At 59.9% G+C, this 22,067-nt stretch carries 24 protein-coding genes; 9 read left to right on the forward strand and 15 right to left on the reverse strand.

Going from position 1 to position 22,067, the window contains the following annotated elements; all coding sequences use genetic code 11:
• Positions 1-4: 4 nt before the first annotated feature.
• The 5 genes from ispG to ndk all read right to left on the reverse strand — a co-directional run bounded on the left by ispG (position 5) and on the right by ndk (position 4,435).
• Positions 5-1,120, reverse strand: a complete 1,116-nt coding sequence (gene ispG / locus Q7T36_RS13805; RefSeq protein WP_304849642.1) for a flavodoxin-dependent (E)-4-hydroxy-3-methylbut-2-enyl-diphosphate synthase — start codon at positions 1,118-1,120, stop codon at positions 5-7.
• Positions 1,121-1,123: 3 nt separating this feature from the next.
• Positions 1,124-1,918: a helix-turn-helix domain-containing protein gene (locus Q7T36_RS13810; protein WP_304849645.1), complete on the reverse strand. Its 795-nt coding sequence runs from the start codon at positions 1,916-1,918 to the stop codon at positions 1,124-1,126.
• A 9-nt stretch (positions 1,919-1,927) separates the two neighbouring features.
• On the reverse strand, positions 1,928-2,692 hold the full coding sequence (gene pilW / locus Q7T36_RS13815; protein WP_304849648.1) for a type IV pilus biogenesis/stability protein PilW: 765 nt from the start codon (positions 2,690-2,692) through the stop codon (positions 1,928-1,930).
• A 17-nt stretch (positions 2,693-2,709) separates the two neighbouring features.
• Positions 2,710-3,876, reverse strand: coding sequence for a 23S rRNA (adenine(2503)-C(2))-methyltransferase RlmN (gene rlmN / locus Q7T36_RS13820; RefSeq protein ID WP_304849651.1), 1,167 nt, complete (start codon positions 3,874-3,876; stop codon positions 2,710-2,712).
• A 127-nt stretch (positions 3,877-4,003) separates the two neighbouring features.
• Positions 4,004-4,435 carry a nucleoside-diphosphate kinase gene (ndk, locus tag Q7T36_RS13825; RefSeq protein ID WP_304849654.1) on the reverse strand — a complete coding sequence of 144 codons (432 nt, stop codon included), beginning with the start codon at positions 4,433-4,435 and terminating at the stop codon, positions 4,004-4,006.
• A gap of 273 nt (positions 4,436-4,708) precedes the next feature.
• On the opposite strand from ndk, the gene Q7T36_RS13830 reads away from it, so the two are divergent.
• Positions 4,709-5,755, forward strand: coding sequence for a hypothetical protein (locus tag Q7T36_RS13830; RefSeq protein WP_304849657.1), 1,047 nt, complete (start codon positions 4,709-4,711; stop codon positions 5,753-5,755).
• Between the two features lie 77 nt (positions 5,756-5,832).
• Here Q7T36_RS13830 and iscX read toward each other — a convergent pair whose 3' ends face one another.
• The 8 genes from iscX to iscR all read right to left on the reverse strand — a co-directional run bounded on the left by iscX (position 5,833) and on the right by iscR (position 11,384).
• Positions 5,833-6,033 (reverse strand): Fe-S cluster assembly protein IscX, encoded by a 201-nt coding sequence (gene iscX, locus Q7T36_RS13835; RefSeq protein WP_304849660.1) that lies wholly within the window; start codon positions 6,031-6,033, stop codon positions 5,833-5,835.
• Between the two features lie 10 nt (positions 6,034-6,043).
• Positions 6,044-6,382 (reverse strand): ISC system 2Fe-2S type ferredoxin, encoded by a 339-nt coding sequence (gene fdx / locus Q7T36_RS13840; RefSeq protein WP_304849664.1) that lies wholly within the window; start codon positions 6,380-6,382, stop codon positions 6,044-6,046.
• Positions 6,383-6,390: 8 nt separating this feature from the next.
• Positions 6,391-8,244, reverse strand: coding sequence for a Fe-S protein assembly chaperone HscA (gene hscA, locus Q7T36_RS13845; protein ID WP_304849667.1), 1,854 nt, complete (start codon positions 8,242-8,244; stop codon positions 6,391-6,393).
• Positions 8,245-8,354: 110 nt separating this feature from the next.
• Positions 8,355-8,885, reverse strand: coding sequence for a Fe-S protein assembly co-chaperone HscB (gene hscB, locus Q7T36_RS13850; protein ID WP_304849670.1), 531 nt, complete (start codon positions 8,883-8,885; stop codon positions 8,355-8,357).
• A 21-nt stretch (positions 8,886-8,906) separates the two neighbouring features.
• On the reverse strand, positions 8,907-9,230 hold the full coding sequence (iscA, locus tag Q7T36_RS13855) for an iron-sulfur cluster assembly protein IscA (RefSeq protein WP_304849673.1): 324 nt from the start codon (positions 9,228-9,230) through the stop codon (positions 8,907-8,909).
• 3 nt (positions 9,231-9,233) lie between these two features.
• A complete protein-coding gene (gene iscU, locus Q7T36_RS13860) occupies positions 9,234-9,626 on the reverse strand; it encodes a Fe-S cluster assembly scaffold IscU (protein WP_304849676.1) in 393 nt (130 codons plus the stop codon).
• Positions 9,627-9,644: 18 nt separating this feature from the next.
• Positions 9,645-10,862, reverse strand: coding sequence for an IscS subfamily cysteine desulfurase (locus Q7T36_RS13865; protein WP_304849679.1), 1,218 nt, complete (start codon positions 10,860-10,862; stop codon positions 9,645-9,647).
• A gap of 39 nt (positions 10,863-10,901) precedes the next feature.
• A complete protein-coding gene (gene iscR, locus Q7T36_RS13870; protein ID WP_304849682.1) occupies positions 10,902-11,384 on the reverse strand; it encodes a Fe-S cluster assembly transcriptional regulator IscR in 483 nt (160 codons plus the stop codon).
• Between the two features lie 440 nt (positions 11,385-11,824).
• On the opposite strand from iscR, the gene Q7T36_RS13875 reads away from it, so the two are divergent.
• The 6 genes from Q7T36_RS13875 (at position 11,825) to Q7T36_RS13900 (ending at position 18,474) form a co-directional block, all read left to right on the forward strand.
• A complete protein-coding gene (locus Q7T36_RS13875) occupies positions 11,825-12,268 on the forward strand; it encodes a hypothetical protein (RefSeq protein ID WP_304849685.1) in 444 nt (147 codons plus the stop codon).
• A 62-nt stretch (positions 12,269-12,330) separates the two neighbouring features.
• On the forward strand, positions 12,331-13,299 hold the full coding sequence (locus Q7T36_RS13880; protein WP_304849688.1) for a hypothetical protein: 969 nt from the start codon (positions 12,331-12,333) through the stop codon (positions 13,297-13,299).
• Positions 13,300-13,313: 14 nt separating this feature from the next.
• On the forward strand, positions 13,314-14,750 hold the full coding sequence (locus Q7T36_RS13885) for a secretin and TonB N-terminal domain-containing protein (RefSeq protein ID WP_304849691.1): 1,437 nt from the start codon (positions 13,314-13,316) through the stop codon (positions 14,748-14,750).
• Positions 14,751-14,762: 12 nt separating this feature from the next.
• Positions 14,763-16,070, forward strand: coding sequence for an LruC domain-containing protein (locus Q7T36_RS13890; protein ID WP_304849694.1), 1,308 nt, complete (start codon positions 14,763-14,765; stop codon positions 16,068-16,070).
• A gap of 209 nt (positions 16,071-16,279) precedes the next feature.
• Complete coding sequence (locus Q7T36_RS13895) at positions 16,280-17,275, forward strand: triacylglycerol lipase (RefSeq protein WP_304849697.1); 996 nt, start codon at positions 16,280-16,282, stop codon at positions 17,273-17,275.
• A 140-nt stretch (positions 17,276-17,415) separates the two neighbouring features.
• Positions 17,416-18,474 (forward strand): AraC family transcriptional regulator, encoded by a 1,059-nt coding sequence (locus tag Q7T36_RS13900; protein ID WP_304849700.1) that lies wholly within the window; start codon positions 17,416-17,418, stop codon positions 18,472-18,474.
• Between the two features lie 40 nt (positions 18,475-18,514).
• Here Q7T36_RS13900 and cysE read toward each other — a convergent pair whose 3' ends face one another.
• Together cysE and Q7T36_RS13910 are read right to left on the reverse strand one after the other, a co-directional pair.
• Positions 18,515-19,300: a serine O-acetyltransferase gene (gene cysE / locus Q7T36_RS13905; protein WP_370690128.1), complete on the reverse strand. Its 786-nt coding sequence runs from the start codon at positions 19,298-19,300 to the stop codon at positions 18,515-18,517.
• Positions 19,297-20,079, reverse strand: coding sequence for an RNA methyltransferase (locus Q7T36_RS13910; protein ID WP_304849703.1), 783 nt, complete (start codon positions 20,077-20,079; stop codon positions 19,297-19,299). The genes cysE and Q7T36_RS13910 overlap by 4 nt, the downstream gene beginning before the upstream one ends.
• A 132-nt stretch (positions 20,080-20,211) precedes the next feature.
• On the opposite strand from Q7T36_RS13910, the gene suhB reads away from it, so the two are divergent.
• Complete coding sequence (gene suhB, locus Q7T36_RS13915) at positions 20,212-21,033, forward strand: inositol-1-monophosphatase (protein ID WP_304849759.1); 822 nt, start codon at positions 20,212-20,214, stop codon at positions 21,031-21,033.
• 262 nt (positions 21,034-21,295) lie between these two features.
• Complete coding sequence (gene aqpZ, locus Q7T36_RS13920) at positions 21,296-21,991, forward strand: aquaporin Z (protein ID WP_304849706.1); 696 nt, start codon at positions 21,296-21,298, stop codon at positions 21,989-21,991.
• Positions 21,992-22,067 lie beyond the last annotated feature (76 nt).

Raw genomic sequence — 22,067 nt, forward strand, 5'->3', positions numbered from 1 at the left:
CAGTTCAGCCTTTAACAATAATGCGGGATTGGCGTGCGGTTTCTTCAGCAACCCGCTCGCGCACCATTTTCTCAATTTCATCGACCAGTGAATCAGTCGGGATCAGATGGCTCTTTTCCCCATGCCGGTAAACCAGACTCTTCGGGGAGGCGCCGACGACGCCGATATCAGCTTCCTTGGCCTCGCCGGGACCGTTGACCTTGCAACCGATGACCGAGACATCCATGGGAATGCGGACATCTTCCAGCCGGGCCTCCAGCGCCTGCATCACGCGGATGACATCGAATTCCTGACGCGAACAACTGGGGCAGGCAATGAAGTTGATGCCGTTGGAGCGGATGCCCAGCGACTTCAGGATATCAAAGCCCACCTTCACCTCTTCTTCCGGCTCCGCCGCCAGCGAAATGCGCAAGGTGTCGCCGATGCCGTCCAGCAGCAGGCCGCCCAAGGCGATGGCCGACTTGACGGTGCCGGAACGTAACACCCCGGCTTCGGTAACGCCCAGATGCAGCGGGTTGTCGATCTGTTTCGACAGCAGGCGGTAAGCGTCAAGCGTCAGGAACACGTTCGAGGCTTTGACGCTGACCTTGAATTCATGAAAGTTCAGCCGGTCCAGGATGTCGATATGGCGCATGGCGGACTCCAGCAGCGCCTCGCCGGTCGGCTCACGGTATTTCTTCTGGATATCCTTTTCCAAAGAACCGGCATTGACGCCGATGCGGATGGAAATGCCATGATGGCGGGCGCAGTCCACCACTTCCCGCACCTTGTCGTCCGAGCCGATATTGCCTGGATTGATGCGCAGGCAATCCACGCCCTTCTCTGCCACGGCCAGCGCAATGCGGTGATCAAAATGGATGTCCGCAACCAGCGGCACCCCGGGCACCTGCTGTCGGATCAGGCCAAACGCCTCGGCCGCCTCCATGGAAGGCACCGAAACCCGGACAATGTCCGCCCCGGCATTTACGCAACGTTGAATCTGCGCGACCGTCGCCGCCACATCGCAGGTGTCGGTATTGGTCATGGTCTGGACAGTAATCGGGGCATCACCGCCGACATAAACCGACCCGACCCGGATCTTACGGGTAACACGGCGCTGGATAGGGGATGGATGACTCATGACTCACCTGGAAAGCCGGAAATTAACAATATCATTTACCGTGTAGGGCCCGAGATCGATGGGCTGATCGTTGAAACGCAGGCGCACGGCGCTGGCGGGCTGCAGTTCGATACTGAAGGGGGACATCCCCTCCACACGCAATTCTTCACCTGCCTTGCGCTGCCCTGACACCAGATCCCGGCCTTCGGCGTCGCGCACCAAAATCCGGCAGTCCGCCTGCAAGGTCAAGACCAGCCGGTCACTGGCGGAAGGCGTAGTGACCGCACCCGGCAGCACCTGCTCACGCATGGCGTCCGCCGGGGATGCGGCCGGAGCCAGCGGGATACCCGTCATCAAGCCGGATATCCGGTCGCCATACGCAACCAGCGCCAGCGCCAACAGTCCTGCCAGCAGCAGGCCCGTCACCGTCAGCAGCCCGCGCCTCCAGGGGAAAGGGCGTCTGCGACGGGACTCACCGTCAATTTCGGCCAACAGCCGCACCGGGTTCGGTCGCACCCCGGCCTGCGGCGAACGGCCGGTGTCCGCCTGATAAAAGCCGTCAAAGCGCTCGGCAACGTCATCCGGCGACAGCCCGACACGGTCGGCGTAGCGCCGCATATAACCCCGGACGAATACCGGCTCCGGCAGGTTGGCATAATCGTCGGCTTCAAGATACGCCATGACTTTCGGCGAAAAATTCAGTTCCGCCGCCAACGCATCAGCACTGATCCCGGCCCGCTCACGGGCTTCGCGCAGCATCCGGCCGGGCCGCAGGGAGCGGTCGGCGGGGGAATCAGAACCCGGCGCGGTTGACGTCATGGCCCTGCCCTACCGGTCCTGAGCCTGTGAATTCTGCCAGGAACGGTATTCCGGGCTGTCAGGATACAGGCGCTTCAAGGACATTTCATAACCGGCCTGGGCATCATGGTCGGAACGCATTCGGGCCAACTCTATGCCCAGCCACAGGCTGCGCGCCGACGCCGGCTGCCCCGCCTGGGCCTTGAGGTGCCGCTGGAAATAAAGATTGGCCACCGCCGGATCATTGCGCTCAAAGGCCATATAGGCCAACTCCAGTGTCGCGACCGGCAGCCGTGAATCCAGGCGGATGGCTTTTTCAAAGGCCTGCTGCGCCTGGACCTTGTCACCCGCCGCCAGCCAGGCCTTGCCCAGATTCTCATAGGCGGCTTCCCGACGGTCATAGGCCAGATTCCCCGCCGCCAGTCCCAGCTGCTTGACGGACTCGTCATAGCGCTGCAAGCGGAACAGCATCACGCCGTAATTGTTGCGGGCCTGCGGGTAATCTTCCCGCAGGTCGAGGGCCTTGCGGTAGTGCTCTTCGGCGCTGCGGTCATCGCCCTCCCGCTCCATCAGCACGCCCATGATGTTATGCGCCTCCGCCGAGCGCGGGTTTTGCTCCAGCGCACGCTGCAGATGGCGCAAGGCCTTGTCCTGTTCGCCCTTCTGCAAATATTCCGCCGCAATGGCCACCCGGCTGCGGGCGCTTTCCATGGCGTTCACCGGCCGGGCGTTATCAAACTCCTGAACCGAACAGGCTGACAGCCAGAGCACACACAGAAGCCGGATGAAACGCATCGGATTTCGCCTTTAGGTTATTGGGGACTGCGCAGGATTTCGCCGGACCGCGCGACAGACTCACGCCACTTTTCAGAACGGCGGGTGCGGTCCTGAACCTGCCCCACCAACTGACCGCACGCAGCATCAATATCGTCACCGCGTGTGGCGCGGATGGTGCAAATATACCCGGCTTCGACCAGCATTTTCTGGAACGCAAGGATCTGTGAACGTGGCGACCGGTCGTAAGGCGCATGCGGGAAGGGATTGAACGGTATCAGGTTGATCTTGCTGGGCACATCCTTGAGCAGGCGGATCAATTGCCTTGCATGCTCCGGCTGGTCATTGACGCCATCCAGCATCACATACTCCATGGTGATCTTGCGCCGGCCGAAATCCCCCTGATAATAATGCAGGTAACGACGGCAGGCCGCCATCAGCTCTTCCAGCGGGTACTTGCGGTTGATGGGCACCAACTCGTCCCGCAATGTATTGTTCGGGGCATGCAGGGAGACGGCCAGCGCCACATCAATGGTCTGGGTCAGGCGGTCCATCATCGGCACCACGCCGGACGTGGACAAGGTAACCCGTCGCTTCGACAGTCCGTAGGCAAAGTCATCGAGCATGATGTCCATGGCGGGCACGACATTGTCGAAGTTGAGCAACGGCTCGCCCATGCCCATCATCACCACGTTGGTGAGCGCGCGCTCGCGGCTGTCGTAGTCAGGCACATCTTCAAAATAGGAGCGGTTGGCCACCCATACCTGGCCGATAATCTCGGCGGCGCTGAGATCGCGCTGGAAGCCTTGCTTGCCGGTGGAACAAAAGGAACAGTCCAGCGCGCAACCGACCTGCGAGGACACACACAGTGTCTTGCGCTCGCCGTCGGGAATCAGCACGGTTTCGACCATGCTGTTGTCACCAACCTTGAACACCCACTTGCGGGTGCCGTCGGCGGAAAACTCACGGTAAACCACTTCCGGGCCACGCACCTCGGCCACCTGTTTCAGCTTGTCGCGCAGGGCCTTGGAAATATTGCTCATTTCATCGAAATTGTCGACGCCGAGCTGATGCACCCACTTCATGACCTGGGCTGCGCGGAATTTTTTCTCGCCGATACTGACGAACCAGTCTTCAAGCTTGGCGCGACTGAGGCCGAGCAGGTTGACGCGAGCAGGTGCGGAGGGGGAATTTTCAATAGTCATGATGGGCGACCGGTTGCTACACCAGTTATGTCGTCGGAATGGATGGGGATTCTAGCATGAATGTCCGCTGGGGGTGCGCACATCCGGAAAGCGGAGCCGGACCCCGGACGGGATCCGGCTGACAGCATTAACGAGTGCGGGGAGCCAGCTCGATAGCGCTGAAGAAGTAGCCGATTTCACGAGCAGCGGAGATCGTGGAGTCAGAACCGTGAACCGCATTTTCGTCGATGGAAGCGGCGAAATCAGCACGGATGGTGCCGGCTTCAGCCTTCTTCGGGTCGGTGGCGCCCATCAGGTCACGGTGGGTGGCCACGGCGTTTTCGCCTTCCAGCACCTGGATGATGACCGGGCCGGAAATCATGAAGGCCACGAGGTCGCCGAAGAAGCCGCGGGCGCTGTGCTCGGCATAGAAGCCTTCGGCTTCGGCCTTGGAGAGGTGCTTCATCTTGGCGGCAACGATGTTCAGACCGGCCTTTTCAAAGCGGCTGTAGATTTCGCCAATTACGTTCTTGGCAACCGCATCGGGCTTGATGATGGACAGGGTGCGTTCAATAGCCATGGTAAAACTCCTCTCAAAGGGATAGCCGGAAAAATGAGGACGAATTATACGCTTCTTTTGGCTATACCCACAGCCCCTTTTGACGGAAGGTCGATACCATCGACAGAGAAGAATCGTAACAATTGAGCCTGCCTCTATCCGGAAGTTGTCATGATTTATACTTCGCAAATAATGTGAACTTGTTCTAAAATCGTTTCACTTGATGAAAAACCATTCGTTTTAACTCGAATGCACGGATTGTGTGCACGCAAGGATTCTGTGGAGAATACCAACATGATCAGCATGGGCTTGGCTTGCCTTATTACGTTACTTACCCTCTTCCTCCTGAAACCGTTTGCTGAAAAGGCCGGATTGGTCGACATCCCCGGCGGTCGCAAGATACACACCCACCACACCCCCCTTATTGGCGGAATAGGCGTCTTCATCGGCATGTTGTCGCTGGCTTTTGTCTCCTGGGAAAGCTTTCAGACCTTCATGCCGCTGTACGGCATTGCCGGCATGCTGCTGGTTGTCGGCATCCTGGATGACCGTCACGATCTCCCGGCCAACATCCGACTGGCTGTACACCTGCTGGCCGGCACCCTGATGATCTATTGGGGCGGCAACAAACTGACCTCTGTTGGTGACCTGCTCTTTATCGGCGACATCAGCCTCGGTTATCTGGCCGTCCCGTTCACGCTTTTTTGCGTGGCCTGCTCTATCAATGCCGTCAACATGACCGATGGCGTCGACGGCCTGCTGGGCGGCCTGACGCTGGTGACACTGTTATTGATGGGCTGGCTGGCTCATAGCGCTGGTCTACAGCACACCTTCATGTTTATCGGCGTACTGACCTGCTGCATCCTTGGCTTCCTGGCACTGAACTTCCGCTTCCCATGGCGTCAACGTGCCGAGATTTTCATGGGCGACGCGGGCAGCACCGTTGTCGGCTTCATACTGGCCTGGCTGCTGATCGATCTGGCCCGCAACGGAGCCTGCCCCCCGGCCGTGACGCTGTGGCTGATTGCCCTGCCCCTGCTCGATTGCGCCTGTGTCATGATCAAACGTCGCCGTGAAGGCCGAGGACTGTTTACCGCCGGTCGTGACCACCTGCACCATTTCCTGCTGGATATCGGCTTCAGTGTCCGTCAAACCGTGCTGATCATTTACGGACTGGCGTTCTCACTGGGATTGTTCGGGGTGCTGGCCAACGAACTGCGCTTGGCCGATGGCGCTGTTTTCGTCAGTTTCCTCGGCTTGCTGGCTGCCTATGTCGTGGCCATTCCCAAGCTCTCCCGCGCCCTTCAGGAAGGCCGACTGAGAAAAATCAGTTCCCGGTGAATTCTGGTACAAGTACAAAAGCAAAAAGCCGGTTAATCCGGCTTTTTGCTTTTGTAACTCAAGAGACGGAATTGAATTCAGTCCGCCTCTTCCAGCCACATCATCTGGATCGCTTCCAGAATTTTTTCACCGGAATGTTTGGGATCATCACTGAACTCCGGCAGCGCCAGCACCCACTGATACAAATCCGTAAAGCGGATGGTTTGCGGGTCCACCTCCGGATGGGCTTCAAGCAAGGCTATCGCCAGCTCGCGGGAATCGGTCCACTTCAGGCTCATGACGAACTCCTTAATGCTTTTCAGATGCGTGGTTGATGGTATAACGGGGGATTTCCACCACCAGGTCCTCGTCAGCCACAATGGACTGACAGGATAACCGCGAGTCTGGCTCCAGGCCCCAGGCCTTGTCCAGCAGGTCCGCCTCTAGATCATCCATCTCGTTCAGACTGTCCAACCCTTCGCGCACAATGACATGACAGGTGGTGCAGGCGCAGACCATGTCACAGGCATGCTCGAGGGGAATATCGCAACGCAGGGCGGCCTCGCAAATGCTTTCACCCTTGCGGGCCTCCACCACCGCCCCTTCCGGACAGATTTCGTGATGAGGCAGGAATATGATTTGCGGCATGGTATTGGTTACTCCCAGTCACTGAGCTTGTGGCCGCTCAGTGCTTCTTGAATATGCTGATTCATGCGCCGGGCGGCAAAGGCATCCGCCAACGGCGTCAGAGCCTCCCTGGCCTTGCGTACGATGTTGATCTGGCTGGAGCCCAGCGCAATATCGAGATGCTTGATGGCTTCTTCCAGCGTCTGCAGCTCTCCTTCGCAAAGCAGGCCGTTATCGACCTTCAGCGCCTGGCGAACCGCTTCAAGCATGGCCCGACTCTCAACCTTCTCTTCGAGCAACGCACGCGCCGCCTTGTCGGCTTCGGCTTGTTGCCAGGACTCGTTGAGCATGCGCTCGACATCGCCGTCACTGAGGCCGTAAGACGGCTTGACGACTATTTCGCTGCGTATACCGGCCTGCATCTCGGTCGCAGAAACTTCCAGCAAACCGTCTGCATCCACCTGGAACACAACACGGATACGCGCCGCACCGGCGACCATAGGCGGAATGCCGCGCAGGGTGAAACGGGCCAGTGAGCGACAATCCGCCACCAGTTCGCGTTCGCCTTGCAGCACATGAATGGCCATTGCCGTCTGGCCGTCCTGATAGGTCGTGAATTCCTGTACCCGTGTCACCGGAATGGGGGTATTGCGCGGCACGATTTTCTCGACCAGCCCGCCCATGGTTTCCAGCCCCAGCGACAGCGGGATCACATCCAGCAGCAGCATCGTGCTGTCAGGCTTGTTGCCGGCCAGAACATCAGCCTGGATGGCGGCGCCCACCGCAACCACTTTGTCCGGATCAATGTCGGTCAGCACCGGACGACCGAAGAATTCACCGATTTTCTGCCGCACCAGCGGAACCCGCGTGGAACCGCCCACCATCACCACCTCACGGATGTCTTCCGTCTTGAGGTTGGCGTCGCGCAGGGCGCGGCGGCAGGCCTTGAGAGTCTTCTCCACCAGCGGCGTGATCAGCGCCTCAAACTCAGCGCGGGTCAGGACTTCCTGAAAGCCTCCGACGGCCAGCGTCACGGACTCCCCAGCCGTCAGCGCTTCCTTGGCGGCGCAGGCCTGCTGCAGGATATCGCGCTGCAATCCGGCGTCCGGGCTGTTGATGCCATGACGCTTCATGAACCACAGAGCCATGGCGCGATCAAAATCGTCTCCACCCAAGGCGGCGTCACCGCCGGTGGACAGCACTTCAAACACGCCTTGATGCAGACGCAGCAACGAAATATCAAACGTGCCGCCGCCCAGATCATAAATGGCATGCACGCCTTCGGCTTCATGATCGAGGCCGTAAGCCACCGCCGCAGCCGTCGGCTCGTTGAGCAGGCGCAATACCTTCAATCCGGCCACGGTAGCGGCGTCGCGGGTGGCCTGACGCTGGGCTTCATCGAAATAGGCAGGCACGGTAATCACCGCCCCTGACAACTCACCGCCCAATGAGTCCTCGGCGCGCTCACGCAGGGTGCGCAGGATATCGGCGGAAACTTCCACCGGCGTCTTGTCGCCCTGCACGGTTTCAAAGGCAGGCATGCCCTGGGTGGAGGGGCGGAAACGGTACGGCATCTCGGTGCCAAGCCTGCGGATGTCTTCCAGCCCGCGTCCCATCAGGCGTTTTACAGAGATAATGGTGTTGAGCGGGTCGAGAGCGGCGGCAGCTCGCGCCTCCTCCCCCACCACCTTGCCCATTTCAGGCAGGTAGCGCACCACCGATGGCAAAAGGTGACGTCCGCTTGCGTCGGGCAGGGTCGCAGCCTTGCCGGAACGCACGGCGGCCACCAGCGAATTGGTGGTACCCAAATCAATTCCCACAGCCAGGCGATGTTGATGCGGGGCCTGGAACTGGCCCGGTTCAGCAATTTGCAGAAGCGCCATATTGTTTCAATCCACACCCCTTATCGGGGCGAATTCGACAGAAGCCACTATCAACCGTTTCCCGGCAGGGCGCGACCTCAAGCCGGCACAAGGGGAATAAACGTCGGGAGTCAGTCTTCGTCGTAGAAGTCTTCGTCATCCAGCCGGTCTTCGGCGGCGCGGATGTCGAGGAGAAAATTCGCCATGAAGTGCAGCTTGCGCACGGTGTCACGGGCCTCGATCCAGTCCTGCTCCTCGTAGTCGAGCACGAATTCGCGGGACAGGCTGTGAATCCACTCTTCAACTTCCATGCGCAGGCTGGCCAGCTCGTGAACCGAGCCTGCCTCATCCATCTGTTCGCGCAGCTCCAGCTGGCTCATCAGGAAGTCATGGTCGGCAATGCTTGTGGTCAGGCTGACAGGCTGACCGGCCAGCTCCAGCAGGTAGGCGGCGCGCAACACCGGACCGGCCAGGGTCTGGTAGGCCTGATTCAGGTGCGCCGTCCATTCCACCGCCTGCTTTTGCTGGTCGGGATCGTGGGCGAAACGGTCCGGATGATACTGGCGCTGCAATTCGCGGTAGCGGCTGGACAGGGCTTCTGTGTTGACGGAGAAGCCCCGTTCCAGATCGAACAGGGTGAAATAGTCGTCGTTCAGGTCCACATCAGCCTCGGTGCAAGGCAATCAGACGGTGAAGGACTCTCCACAGCCGCATTCGCCCTTCTGGTTGGGATTGGTGAATTTGAAGCCTTCGTTCAATCCTTCTTTCACGAAGTCCATTTCCATGCCGTCCAGATAGACCAGACTCTTGGGATCGACAAAGACTTTTACACCGTGCGCTTCAAACACTTCATCGCCGGTATCGGCATTATCAACAAATTCGAGCACATAGGCCAGACCGGAACACCCGGAGGTCTTCACGGCCAGACGGATGCCCTCGCCCTTGCCGCGATTGGCAATGAAGTCAGCAACGTGCCTGGCGGCTGCCGGAGTCAAGGATATCGACATGGTTCAGGCCTCGCTGGCGCCCTGCTTCTGGCGGTAGTCGGCAATGGCCGCCTTGATGGCGTCTTCGGCCAGAACCGAGCAGTGGATCTTCACCGGCGGCAACGCCAGTTCTTCGGCAATGGCGCTGTTCTTGATGGTCTGGGCCTGGTCGAGGGTCTTGCCCTTCAGCCATTCCGTGACCAGCGAGCTGGAGGCGATGGCGGAACCGCAGCCGTAGGTCTTGAAACGGGCATCTTCAATGACGCCGTCTTCACCGACACGGATTTGCAGGCGCATGACGTCGCCGCAGGCCGGGGCGCCGACCATGCCGGTGCCGACGTGCGTGTCGTCCTTGTCGAGAACGCCCACGTTGCGGGGGTTTTCATAGTGGTCAATGACCTTGTCGCTGTATGCCATGATGCAAACCTCTCGAAATTAATGGGCGGCCCATTCCACGGAATTCAGGTCGATGCCTTCCTGGAACATGTCCCACAACGGGGACAGTTCACGCAGGCGGTTGACCGCGTCCTGCGCATGGCCGATGACATGATCGATGTCGGCCTCGGTGGTATAGCGACCGATGGTGAAACGGATGGAGCTGTGCGCCATTTCATCGGAAAGGCCGAGGGCGCGCAGCACATAGGAGGGTTCAAGGCTGGCGGAGGTACAGGCCGACCCGGAGGAAACAGCAATGTCCTTGAGCGCCATGATCAGCGATTCGCCTTCCACAAAATTGAAGCTGACGTTCAGGTTGCCGGCAATGCGGTGCTCGATGGAACCGTTGACGAAAACCTGATCCAGTTGGGAAAGACCGGCCCACAGGCGGTCGCGCAGCACCAGCAGGCGCGCCTGTTCGGCCGCACCTTCTTCACGGGCAATGCGGAATGCCTCACCCATGCCGACGATCTGGTGCGTGGCCAGCGTGCCGGAGCGGAAACCGCGCTCGTGACCGCCGCCGTGGATCTGGGCTTCCAACCGTACGCGCGGGTTGCGACGCACGAACAGCGCGCCAATACCCTTGGGACCGTAGGTCTTGTGGGCGCAGAAGCTCATCAGGTCAACCTGGGTATTGACCAAGTCGATGGGCAACTTGCCGGTAGACTGGGCGGCGTCAACATGCAGCAATATCTTGCGGCTGCGCGTCAGTTCGCCAATTGCGGCGATATCGGTAATGGTGCCTATCTCGTTGTTCACATGCATCAGCGACACCAGGATGGTGTCCGGACGCAACGCCGCCTCCACCATCGACGGGGTGATCATGCCGGTGCCGGGCTCGGGATCAAGATAAGTCACCTCAAAGCCTTCGCGCTCCAGTTGGCGGCAGGTATCCAGCACCGCCTTGTGCTCAATCTTCGAGGTGACGATGTGCTTGCCCTTGCTGTGGTAGAAGTGCGCCGCACCCTTGATGGCAAGGTTGTTGGACTCGGTGGCTCCCGAGGTCCAGACGATTTCACGCGGATCGGCATTGACCAGTTCGGCCACTTGCTGACGGGCGGTTTCAACAGCCTCTTCCGCCATCCAGCCAAAGCTGTGCGAACGGGAAGCGGGGTTGCCGAAATTGCCGTCAAAGGTCAGGCACTCCGTCATCCGGGCGGCAACGCGCTCATCGACGGGAGTGGTGGCCGAGTAGTCGAGATAAATCTGGCGTTTCATAGACACCTGGCTTGCGCTGAAAAAGAATTCGTTACCGGATCAGGAGAAGGCGAGATCGCCCAGCAATCCTGAGTCACGGGCGTGCGGTGCATGCGACTGGCGCAGGGCCACGGCTTGCACCTCGCGACGGGTCACCAGTTCTTCCAGGCTGATGCCGGAAAGGAAGCTGTGAATCTGCTTGCTGAGATCGGTCCACAGCTCATGGGTGAGGCACATGGCGCCTTGCTGGCAATCACCCTGCCCGGCGCAGCGGGTGGCGTCGACCAGTTCGTCCACGGCATCAATGATCTGGGCGATGAAAATGTCGCCACTGCTGCGGGCCAGCTGGTAACCACCGCCAGGACCGCGCACGCTGGAGACCAGGCCCTTCTTGCGCAACTTGGCGAAGAGCTGCTCCAGATAGGAAATGGAAATGGATTGCCGGTCGGAGATGTCGGCCAGGCTCACCGGATCGCGGCGGGCATGGATAGCCAGATCCAGCATGGCAGTGACCGCATAACGGCCCTTGGTTGTCAGTCTCATGATTCATGCCTCCACCGGTTGATGTCATTCTGATTGTAGTCAATCCCGACTGATTTAGTCAACAATAGAACCCGACTAAAATGTATGGTAATACCCACCGGCCTTGTGGAGAACGACCTGCTGAACAGGTCCCCTGTTCTTCCTTTATATGCGAAACAAGTATCCACCACGATCACGTTCGACATACCCCCCTAAGTAATGGACAAAAATTGTCACCCAGTGACAAATGAGAATCACGTCACATAAATAACCGACTGAATTTCGTCACCCCGCCAAAAACGAGAACTACGTCTCATATTTATAAACCATTGATTAAAAACATGAAAAATTATTTAACTGAACTTGGCACGCTTGCTGCATTACTAGAAGCGTGACGCAGTTCACAATAAAACCCAAAAGTGCCACACATCGTGAGCACAAACACATACCGGAGTAACACCATGAAAACTTTCGTCCGCATCATCCCCGCCCTGACCCTGGCCCTTTCCACCCTCGCCAGCGCACAGGTCCTTGACCAAAAGAGCGCTACTGTCAGCATGGATGTTGGCCGCTACGCAGCCATCACAGGTCTGGACGACTTTGTTCTGCGCACCAATGATGTCAGCGGCTCTGCAGGCGCCGTTTACAGCGGTTCTGACGAGTTCCATCTTGAAGCCAACAGCCAGGTGCACGTCACCCTGACCGGCGGCGACCTCAGCAACGGCACCAACAGCGTCTCCACCAACTACAACCTGGACGGCAGCAGCATGCAGTTTGACACCGCCGCCGACAGTGTTCACGCGGGTACCCACTCGGTTGCCGCCGCCGCCAAGCTGGGCGCCATTTCCGCCCAGAAGGCCGGCAGCTACTCCTCCACCATCACCATCACCGTCTCCGCGATCTGATGCGGACTGTCCGGGTAGCGGCCGCCCCTCCGCTACCCTTTTTCTCCTGAAGAGGATTCATCATGCAGAACCGTCAATCCTTCCTGCTCCCCGCCCTGACCGGCGCCTGCCGCCAGTGGATGGGCAAGATGGCTGTCACCCTTGCACTCGCCTTGTCATCACTGGGCGCACATGCAGCGGAATTCGGGGTTTCCCCGATGTTGATCGAGCTGACGGGCGCGCCTGATGTTTCCCAGGACTTCCATATTCAGGTGCTCGGCAAGACCAGCGGCAACGCCAAGGTCTCCGTGTACCGGCTGAACCAGTTGCCGACCGGCCACATGGAGTTCCTGCCGCCTGAGGCCGGGACTGAAGACATGTCCGGCTGGATTACGCTGGAAAAGAACAAGCTGTCGATCCGCAAGGGTGAGACGGTGGTATTGAACGGCAGCGTCAAAGTGCCGCGCAAGGCTGCCGGCACCAATGTCGCCGCCATCATGGTGGAAGAAGATCAACCGCTGAAAGCCAAAGGCATTACCCTGAATGTGCGCTATGCCGTGGTGTTGTCCGTCAATGTCGGCGGAACCATGACCACGCGCACCATCACCAATTTCCATGACCTTTCTTTGGAGCCGCAGGAAGAGCGCGTCTTCATCAAGGGTTTGTTCAAGAACGGAGGCAAGACCGACGGCCAGCTGAATGCTGAACTGCAGTTGCGCGATGCCAGTAACCGCCTGGTGCTGAAGACCCCGCTGAAAACCCAGTCCGCCTGGCAACGCAGCGATGCCGCCTCGCGGGTATTCCCGGGCAGCGAAGTGGTCGTTTTTGGCGAATTGCCGCGCACCCTGCCCGCCGGAACCTATCAGGCCTTTGTCCGCAACCGTTTTTCTGACCGCGCCCAGCCGCTGGTGAAAACCACGGTGGAATTGCCGGCCAACCTGTTCGCCGCCCCCGCTGCCCCCGCCGCCGCGCCGGTCAGCACCCCGACTCCCACCGAGCCCGCAAGGACTGCCGCTCCCGCCGTGGCGATGCAATCGTCCGGCGAAATCTGATCCGGAGCAGTCCCATGCGCCCGTACCTGTTTCTGCCGTTTTGCCTTGTGCTCGCCGGTCTCGGCGGATGCGCAACGGTCAGCAAGGTCACTTTGACCCCGGCTCCGGAACCGGTCACGACCACGCTGGGCAAGGCCATGGCCAAACCCGGCGGCATTGAAGACATGGCAGCCTCTGCTGCCCGGACGCAAGGCGCGGACTACGCCCCCCACCGCATGACGCTCACCCCGGCTGACACCCCGAGAAAAGAGCGCAAGCCCAACCGATTCACCTGCGTTTCTGACGGTCCGTCCCTCGATATCAGCACCATCGGGAATATCGAACTGTCCTTCACCGACGCCAATATCCGCGATGTCCTGGCGGAGCTGAACATGCTGACCGGCGTTTCCCTGGTGCTGGATGAAAGCGTGGAAGGCTTGGTCAGTGTCAGCCTCAGCAACACCAGTCTCGCGGATGCCCTTGATGTTGTGCTGGCGGCGGGTGGTTACTCCTACAAGGTGGCGGCCCGCCATATCCTGATCGGCCCGGCCGACCCGCGCAGCCGCAGCTTTGCCCAGTTGGCCACCACCTGTGTCTTCAAGCCGGAAAATTCCAGCCCGGACCAGCTGATGCAGGCCTTGGCCCCCATGTTCCAGACCTTTGTCCGGGTGCAGACTGAAAGCCGCCACATGACCATCACCGCACCGATGGATATGCAGCGCCGCATCCAGTCCGCCCTGATGGCGCTGGACCAGGCCCCCTCGCAAGTGCTGCTGGAAATGAGCATTGTCGAAGTGAGCGTGAAGGCGATGGACATTCTGGGAGTCAGCTGGAGCAAGGTGGTCCGCGACCCCCAGGTGCCCGGCGGCACCCGGCAACTGGGCCTGGGGGAATGGAGCGGCTTATCCGCCAGCCAGACCAGCAACCTGACCGGGCCTTTGATCCAGACCAGCACCTCACCGTCCCGCAGCCTGGCTGAATCCGTGCAAATGCTGCGTACCTCGGGTCAGGCGGAAGTCAAGGCGATGCCGTCGATCGTGACCCGCGACGGCAAGCAGGCCAATTTTTCCTCACAATCGACGGTCTGGCTGCCCTTTGAAAATGTCAGCGGCAGCACCGACCGCCGCAAGGAACTGACTTATGGTATCAACATGACGGTGATTCCAAAGATTTCCAACAGCGGCGACGTCACTCTGGAAATCAAGGAAGCCTCGGTTTCCGACCTGGTGATGGATGAGAAGGGATCACCGCAGATCGTTTCGCACCAGATTTCCAGCACCGTGGACATCCGTGACGGCGACACCCTGGTGCTGGGCGGACTGTTCCAGCACAAGCAGCGCAAGCAAACCAGCGGTCTGCCGGGACTGAGCCGGTTGCGCGGTGTCGGCAACCTGTTCGGGCAAACCCAAAGCCGGGATGAAGAAACCGAAGTCCTGATCATGATCCGCCCGAAAGTGCTCGGGGAAGGCTGAGCGGAGTACGCCATGAAAATACTGATTCCGGGCTTGCTGGTGCTGGCCGCCACTGACCTCCAGGCCCAGACACTCGGCTCCATCCATAACGGCGGACAAGTCGACGACAATGCCACGGTCTGCATGAGCGTGGGACTGGCCGCCTCGCTGACCGGACTGGACAACCTGACGCTGTCGCCGGTGGCGGGCAGCGTCTCCGGCAGTGCTTCCGCGCGCTATGCCGGCAGTGACTCCTTCCATTTGAGCAGCAACGGTTCCGTCACTGTGCTGGTCAGCGGCAGTGGACTGCAAAACGGCAACTACACCCTGAAGCCCCAGTACAGCGTGGACGGCAACCCGGACCGGCTAGTGGCCTCCGGTGATGGCCATGACGCCGATCATACCTTGCAGGTCAGCACCATGCTGGGCGGCATTTCCAGCCAGAAGGCCGGGGCCTATACCGGCACCGTGACGCTAACCGTAACCCCGGAAATCGGCGGGCTGGCCGGTTGCGGCGACTTCACCAACTATTACCCGCGCAAGGAAGCCTGGAGCATCATGGCCTGGGAAGACCTTTATCCTTCTGCCGGTGACAAGGACTACAACGACATGGTGGTGGCGATGCGCATCGCCGAGGATTACAACAGCCAGAACCAGCTGAAGCACATCAGCATGGACTTCATCCCCTTGGCGCGGGGCGCTGGCTATAACCACAGCCTGCTGCTGTCACTGGATGGGTCTGTCGATGGCAGCAAGAACATCACCACTAAGACTTCGCCGGTGTTCTTCGGCGATGCCCAAATTTCCATGACCCAGGAAAACACCGTCACCGGTGTTTCCACCACGCAGATGTTCACCGCCAGCCAGAACATCCCGGTTTTTGGCAATACACTGGCCGCCGCCGGGGCGGGCTATGTCAACGTGACCGCCTTGAAACCCTGGGTGGATGTCCCGATGATCACCCACCTCAACATCGACATTGCCGATCCGACCTTGAATCCCGCCACACGGGGCCTGCTGGCGGGCGAATTCCTGTACCGGCCAGTGCTGCATGTCATCAACACCAATCAGGATATTGACCTGTTCCAGCTCAATCAAGCTGACAAGATGAAAACGACGGACGGCTACCCCTTCGGCCTGCTGGTGCCAATGGAATGGGCCTGGCCTGCAGAGAGAGCCTCCATTGATACGGCATATCCGTATTTCAAGGAGTACCGGCAGTGGCTGACGGGGAAAACGACGAGCATCAGCGAACAGGGCATGAACTGGTTCAATTTCCCGGCCGCCAACAGCACCAACCTGGTGGTGCATCCGGATATTGTGACGGCTGTTACTCCCTAGCAAGAGTATTGAGTCTTTCCACAGCGGTTTTAAACCTGTACCAAACCACTGTTGCCTGCCACCTGTCCGAATTTGCTCATTCGCTGTCCCTTTATACATCCTGCCATTCGTCGGCTATTTCGCTACGCTTGTCGTCGCCAAAACAACAAACGTTCGCCGCCGGCACCTGTCCGCCGCCGCGATAACGAAATCAACGCGAGGTACTGATCATGAAGAGTCTCCTGCCCCCCCTGCTGCTTTCCACCGGCCTGACACTAACCGCATTTGCCGAAGCCGCCAACATCACCGTTTGCAACACCACCGGTTGTGCAGCCAAGGGCAGCGCCCTGACCCTGACCGGCTATGCCAAGACCAAATATCCGATTGTGCTGGCGCACGGCATGGCCGGATTCTCGAAAATCGGCCCGCTGGATTACTGGTATGGTATTCCGCAAGACCTGACCACCAACGGCGGGAAGGTCTTCATTACCCAGGTAGCTTCCTTCCAATCATCGGAAGTGCGCGGCGAGCAATTGCTGAACCAGGTGAAGCAGATTCGCGCCATTACCGGCGCCGCCAAGGTCAACCTGATCGGCCACAGCCATGGCGCGCAATCCATCCGTTATGTCGCGGGCGTGCTGCCGGACGCGGTGGCTTCCGCCACCTCGGTGGGCGGACCCAATACCGGCTCGCCGGTCGCGGACGTGATTTCCGGCCTGACCACCATTCCCGGCATCGGGCCGATTGCCGCTGACTCGCTGTCTGGCATCGTCAACGGATTCTTCAAGCTGGTCGGCACCCTTTCCGGAGAGACATTCACCCAGGACTCGCTGGCTGGACTGGCCTCACTGACCTCCGCCGGCGCCGCTGACTTCAATCGTCGTTTCCCCGCTGGCATGCCCACCGCCGCCAATCCTTGCGGGCAAGGCGCCGCCACCGCCAACGGCATCCGCTTCTATTCCTGGGGCGGCACCAGCGTCTTCACCAATGCACTGGACCCGGTCGATTATGCGCTGGTGGCATTGCAACCTGCGTTTGGCGGCCAAGCCAACGACGGACTGGTCCCCCGCTGCTCCAACCATTTGGGCGCGGTCATCCGCGACAACTACGCCATGAACCATCTGGATGAAGTCAATCAGGTGCTGGGCGTCGTTAACCTGTTTGAAACCAGCCCGGTGGCCGTCTTCCGCCAACAGGCCAACCGCCTGAAGACAGCCGGACTGTAAAATTGTCCCCGAATGACCTGAATGGCGGCCTTGGCCGCCATTTGCCGTTTCGGCGCGTTAATCTAGAATGAGGACGTGAATTCCGTGCCGCGATTGCGGCGTTCCTGACATCCGGGCAGCCTACAGAACAATAACCCATCATGGCCGAATCCCTGATTTCCGATGCCGGGGTTGCACCCGGCGACACGGTACTGGCAAGCCTGCTTCAGCACATCCTCAGCAGTGCAGCCGTCAGCGGCCTGCCTACAAACACCATTCTGACTGCTGCTGGAATTCCGCCGGTTCCGCACGCCGACAGCACCGGACGGGTTCCCGTCAGCCATTTGGAACGGCTGGTTTGCACCGGTGTCGCCGTCAGCGGTGATCCCTTGTTGGGGCTGCATATGTCGAAACTGGCGGATCCGACCGGTTTCGGGGTGCTGGGCTATCTCCGGCAGGCTTGTACAACACTGCAGGACTTCATCGAGATGGCTCGGCGCTATGAAGTGCTGGTCAGCGATATCGGCTACACCTCGCTACGCCATCAGCCCGGCGTGACACTGTGGTGCTGGGACTGCAAAACCGACAACCCGCTGTTCCGCCGCCAGGCCACGGAATACCTGCTGGGCAGCCTTCGCACCATCCAGATCAGAATGGCGAAGCAGCACCCGCCGCCCATCCTTCGCGTTCTGCTTCGTCATGAACCTCCCTCCAACCCGGCGCACATCGCCGAGTACGAACACCATTTCGGCTGCCCGATCCTGTTCAACCAGCCGGTTTCTGCCATGGTGCTGGCCAACGAAGTACTGAAACAACCACTGGAAAATCCGGACCCGGGCTTGCAACAGGTGCTGGAACAGCACGCGCTGCAACTGATCGGCCAGCGTGAAAAGGCGCAGTCCTTCATGGACAAAGCCAGGACGCAGTTGCAAACCTTGTTGCAACAGGGAGACGGCTCACGCGAGGCGCTGGCCGGGGCGATGGGCATGAGCGGACGCAACCTGCACCGGCAGTTCGAGCGTGAAGGCGGCAGTTACCGGCAGTTATATGATGAAGTGCGACTGGAGATGGCGCGGCGGTATCTGCTGAACAGCCCGGAAGCGGTCGAGTCCGTGGCGATGCGCCTGCAGTTCGGGGGAAGCCAGTCGTTCATCCGGTGGTTCCGGCAGCTGTCAGGGGAGACGCCGGGGCAATACCGCAAACAGGCTCGAGGGGAATAAGGGCCTGCGCACAAGCCCTTGGCGTCAACCGGGCGGGCGATCAATAATGCTCGGTCTTCTGCATCAACTCTTCCGTGTCCAGCTTCTCCGGCTTCTGGTCGCAGAAGTCGACATTCACCCGTTTCAGCGCCGAACACATCAGGTCCAGCCGCTTGTCGGTGGCCTGCATGTGGTCGAGAAGCACACGCAACGCCTCGACCACCGGATCCGGCAGGTCGGGAGTGGCGGCATAGGCCTGGAACCCGATCTTCGCCGCAAAATGGCGGCGCGCCTCTTCCTCCTCACCCAACACCAGTTGCTGCTTGATGATGATGCGCGCCGGGTTGCCGACAGCCGTGGCTTCGGCGGGAATGGGTTTGGTGACGACGGCATTGGAGCCAATCTTGGCACCCTTGCCAACGATGAACGGACCCAGCACCTTTGCTCCCGCCCCCACCACCACGCCGTCTTCCAGCGTCGGATGGCGCTTGCCCTTGCTCCAGCTGGTGCCACCCAGCGTCACGCCGTGATAGAGCGTCACGTCATCACCAATCTCTGCAGTCTCACCGATCACCACGCCCATGCCGTGGTCGATGAAGAAGCGACGGCCGATCTTCGCGCCGGGATGGATTTCAATCCCGGTCAGGAAACGGCTGACGGTGGACACCAGCCGCGCCCCGCCCTTGTATTCCTGCTTCCACAGGCCGTGCGCCACGCGGTGCAACAGCAGGGCGTGGATACCGGGATAATTCAATAACACTTCCAGCGTATTGCGCGCCGCCGGATCGCGGTCAAAGACCGAATCCACGTCCTCGCGCAACTGATCCAGAAATTCGGTGATGATCATTTCTTGCTCGCTCGGGCGATTTCCGCCGCCATGGCCTGCATTTGCCTGAAGATACCACGCCACAAGTTATATTCCAGCCGGTCCAGCCGCATGCGGTTGAACATGCGCCGCACCCGCACCGGCATCTGCCGGGGATTGTCCGGGTCCAGGAAGCCGGACTCGACCATGGCCGCCTCGAAGTGCTGGTAGAAGCCTTCCATGTCCCCGGAATTGACCAGTTCCTCGTCCCACGGGGCATGCGGCAGCGGCATCGACGCCGGTTGCACGATGTCGGTGGTCGGGCGGTTTTCGGCAATCAGGTGCGCCATGCGCACTTCGTAACAGATCACCTGGATGGCCGCCGCCACGTTCAGCACCCCGTACTCACTGTCGCTGGGGATATAGACATGATAGTGGCACTGTTGCAATTCTTCATTGGTGAGACCCCGGTCTTCCCGACCAAACACCAGCGCCACCGGATGACGTTCCGACTCGGTACGCACCAGCTCCCCCGCCTGCCGCGAATCGAGCATGGACCAGGGAATGGTGCGGCTGCGTGCGCTGGCGCCAATCACCAGCTTGCAGTCGGCAATGGCGTCCTGCAAGGTCGGGACTACCCGGGCATGATGCAGGATATCCGACGCGCCGGACGCCAGTGCCGTGGCGTCGGCGCTGGGAAACACCTGCGGATCGACCAGCACCAGGTTGCCCAGACCCATGGTTTTCAGGGCGCGCGCCGCCGCGCCGATGTTGGCGGGCAGGCTGGTATTGACCATGACGACACGAATATTGCTGAACATGTGCGGTGACATCCGTCGGCTTGACGCCGTTTAGCGGGGAACGACCGTCAATGGTAGCAAATTCACGCCCAAACCTCTGCTATAATGCGCCGCCCCTTTTTGTTCTTTCAGAGTTCCCTGCCCATGTCCTCCATGCAACCCATGCTGACCATGGCCGTTCGCGCCGCCAAACAGGCCGGCCAGATGATCGCCAAGGCCGCCCAGCAACTCCAGTACATCGATGTCGAAGTGGAGGCCAAGGGCGTCAATGACTTCGTGACCCGCGTCGACCGCGACGCCGAGCGCATGATCATCGAAGCGCTGCGCAAGGCCTACCCCACCCATGGCTTCCAGGGTGAGGAAACCGGTTTCATCGAAGGCAAGGCGGAAGGCAAGGACTATCTCTGGATCATCGATCCGCTCGACGGCACAACCAACTTCATCCACGGCTTCCCGCAGTTCGCGGTCAGCATTGCTGTGCAGTATCGCGGCCAGACCGAACACGCCGTGGTCTATGACCCGGTCAACGACGAATGCTTCTCCGCCAGCCGCGGCCATGGCGCCACACTGAACGAACGCCGCATCCGCGTCAGCAACCGTCGCGGTCTGGAAGGCGCGTTGATCGGCACCGGCTTCCCGTTCCGCCCGGACCAGCACAGCTACATGGACTCCTACCTTGCCGCCTTCAAGGATGTCGCCATGAACACGGCAGGCATCCGCCGCGCCGGGGCCGCCTCGCTGGATCTGGCTTATGTGGCTGCCGGCCGCATGGACGGTTTCTTCGAACTGGGCCTGAAGTCCTGGGATATCGCCGCCGGCGACCTGATCATCCGTGAAGCAGGCGGCATGGTCTGCGACATGGGCGGCGGCCACAATTTCCTGAAGTCGGGCAATGTTGTCGCGGGCAACATCAAGGTGATGAAGGCGCTGGTGACCACGATTTCGCCGCACTTGCCGGAAGAGCTGCGCCGCTGAGACGGATAGCCCCTTTAAAGGCGAAACAATGGGGGGCGGTACCCCCCCGCTTGCCAATGATTCGCATCTTCTGTTGTCGCATTAAGCCTGCCAATTACTTGGCCCGGTCACGCCTCGCTTCCCGCATGGCATGTTGATTATACAGCTGACCGTCAGCCTCTTTCTCTTAGAACACTCCGTGAACAACAGCCTTGATACCTTCAGCACCGGCCAGCCTCAGCCGGGGCGGCCGTATCAAACTGGTTCACACGGAGAACATGCTATGAAGGTTTATGGCGCCGAACTGATCGGAACATTTTGGCTGGTGTTGGGAGGCTGCGGCAGCGCGGTCATTTCCGCTGCATTTCCCGAGGTGGGCATCGGCCTTCTGGGCGTTTCACTCGCTTTCGGACTGACCGTTCTGACCATGGCTTACGCTATCGGTCACATTTCCGGCTGTCACCTCAACCCTGCCGTTTCAGTGGGTCTGTGGGCTGCCGGACGCTTTCCGACAGCACAGTTGCTCCCCTATATCGTTGCCCAGGTGTTGGGCGGATTGCTGGCAGGACTGGTGCTTTACTCCATCGCCAGCGGAGCGCCGGGGTTTGATGTTGCCAAGGGCTTTGCTTCAAATGGATTCGGCACACATTCTCCGGGCGGCTATACATTCCAAGCCGCCCTGATCACTGAAGTCGTCATGACCATGTTCTTCCTACTGGTCATTCTGGGCGCTACCGACAGGCGCGCTCCCGCTGGATTTGCTCCGGCAGCCATCGGCCTAGCTCTGACATTGATTCACTTGATCAGCATTCCGGTAACCAATACCTCGGTCAACCCGGCTCGCAGTACGGGCGTCGCCTTGGTTGTCGGAGGATGGGCCATTGAACAGTTATGGTTGTTCTGGGCCGCCCCGATTGCGGGTGCTGTGTTGGGAGCAATGACCTATCGGGTCATTGGCAGTAACAAAACCGCCTCATGAAGTACACCGGAGGCTATTCGCCATTGGCAGGTGAAAGCCTCTGTTGAGTCTGAACAGGAACAGACCGTTTTCAAAT

This window comes from Fluviicoccus sp., assembly GCF_030646115.1.
GTDB lineage: Bacteria > Pseudomonadota > Gammaproteobacteria > Pseudomonadales > Moraxellaceae > Fluviicoccus.

Coding starts and splice junctions, on each gene's coding strand:
- ispG (WP_304849642.1), bottom strand. CDS start 1,120: ATGAGTCATCCATCCCCTATCCAGCGCCGTGTTACCCGTAAGATCCGG.
- Q7T36_RS13810 (WP_304849645.1), bottom strand. CDS start 1,918: ATGACGTCAACCGCGCCGGGTTCTGATTCCCCCGCCGACCGCTCCCTG.
- pilW (WP_304849648.1), bottom strand. CDS start 2,692: ATGCGTTTCATCCGGCTTCTGTGTGTGCTCTGGCTGTCAGCCTGTTCG.
- rlmN (WP_304849651.1), bottom strand. CDS start 3,876: ATGACTATTGAAAATTCCCCCTCCGCACCTGCTCGCGTCAACCTGCTC.
- ndk (WP_304849654.1), bottom strand. CDS start 4,435: ATGGCTATTGAACGCACCCTGTCCATCATCAAGCCCGATGCGGTTGCC.
- Q7T36_RS13830 (WP_304849657.1), top strand. CDS start 4,709: ATGATCAGCATGGGCTTGGCTTGCCTTATTACGTTACTTACCCTCTTC.
- iscX (WP_304849660.1), bottom strand. CDS start 6,033: ATGAGCCTGAAGTGGACCGATTCCCGCGAGCTGGCGATAGCCTTGCTT.
- fdx (WP_304849664.1), bottom strand. CDS start 6,382: ATGCCGCAAATCATATTCCTGCCTCATCACGAAATCTGTCCGGAAGGG.
- hscA (WP_304849667.1), bottom strand. CDS start 8,244: ATGGCGCTTCTGCAAATTGCTGAACCGGGCCAGTTCCAGGCCCCGCAT.
- iscA (WP_304849673.1), bottom strand. CDS start 9,230: ATGTCGATATCCTTGACTCCGGCAGCCGCCAGGCACGTTGCTGACTTC.
- iscU (WP_304849676.1), bottom strand. CDS start 9,626: ATGGCATACAGCGACAAGGTCATTGACCACTATGAAAACCCCCGCAAC.
- Q7T36_RS13865 (WP_304849679.1), bottom strand. CDS start 10,862: ATGAAACGCCAGATTTATCTCGACTACTCGGCCACCACTCCCGTCGAT.
- iscR (WP_304849682.1), bottom strand. CDS start 11,384: ATGAGACTGACAACCAAGGGCCGTTATGCGGTCACTGCCATGCTGGAT.
- Q7T36_RS13875 (WP_304849685.1), top strand. CDS start 11,825: ATGAAAACTTTCGTCCGCATCATCCCCGCCCTGACCCTGGCCCTTTCC.
- Q7T36_RS13880 (WP_304849688.1), top strand. CDS start 12,331: ATGCAGAACCGTCAATCCTTCCTGCTCCCCGCCCTGACCGGCGCCTGC.
- Q7T36_RS13885 (WP_304849691.1), top strand. CDS start 13,314: ATGCGCCCGTACCTGTTTCTGCCGTTTTGCCTTGTGCTCGCCGGTCTC.
- Q7T36_RS13890 (WP_304849694.1), top strand. CDS start 14,763: ATGAAAATACTGATTCCGGGCTTGCTGGTGCTGGCCGCCACTGACCTC.
- Q7T36_RS13895 (WP_304849697.1), top strand. CDS start 16,280: ATGAAGAGTCTCCTGCCCCCCCTGCTGCTTTCCACCGGCCTGACACTA.
- Q7T36_RS13900 (WP_304849700.1), top strand. CDS start 17,416: ATGGCCGAATCCCTGATTTCCGATGCCGGGGTTGCACCCGGCGACACG.
- cysE (WP_370690128.1), bottom strand. CDS start 19,300: ATGATCATCACCGAATTTCTGGATCAGTTGCGCGAGGACGTGGATTCG.
- Q7T36_RS13910 (WP_304849703.1), bottom strand. CDS start 20,079: ATGTTCAGCAATATTCGTGTCGTCATGGTCAATACCAGCCTGCCCGCC.
- suhB (WP_304849759.1), top strand. CDS start 20,212: ATGCAACCCATGCTGACCATGGCCGTTCGCGCCGCCAAACAGGCCGGC.
- aqpZ (WP_304849706.1), top strand. CDS start 21,296: ATGAAGGTTTATGGCGCCGAACTGATCGGAACATTTTGGCTGGTGTTG.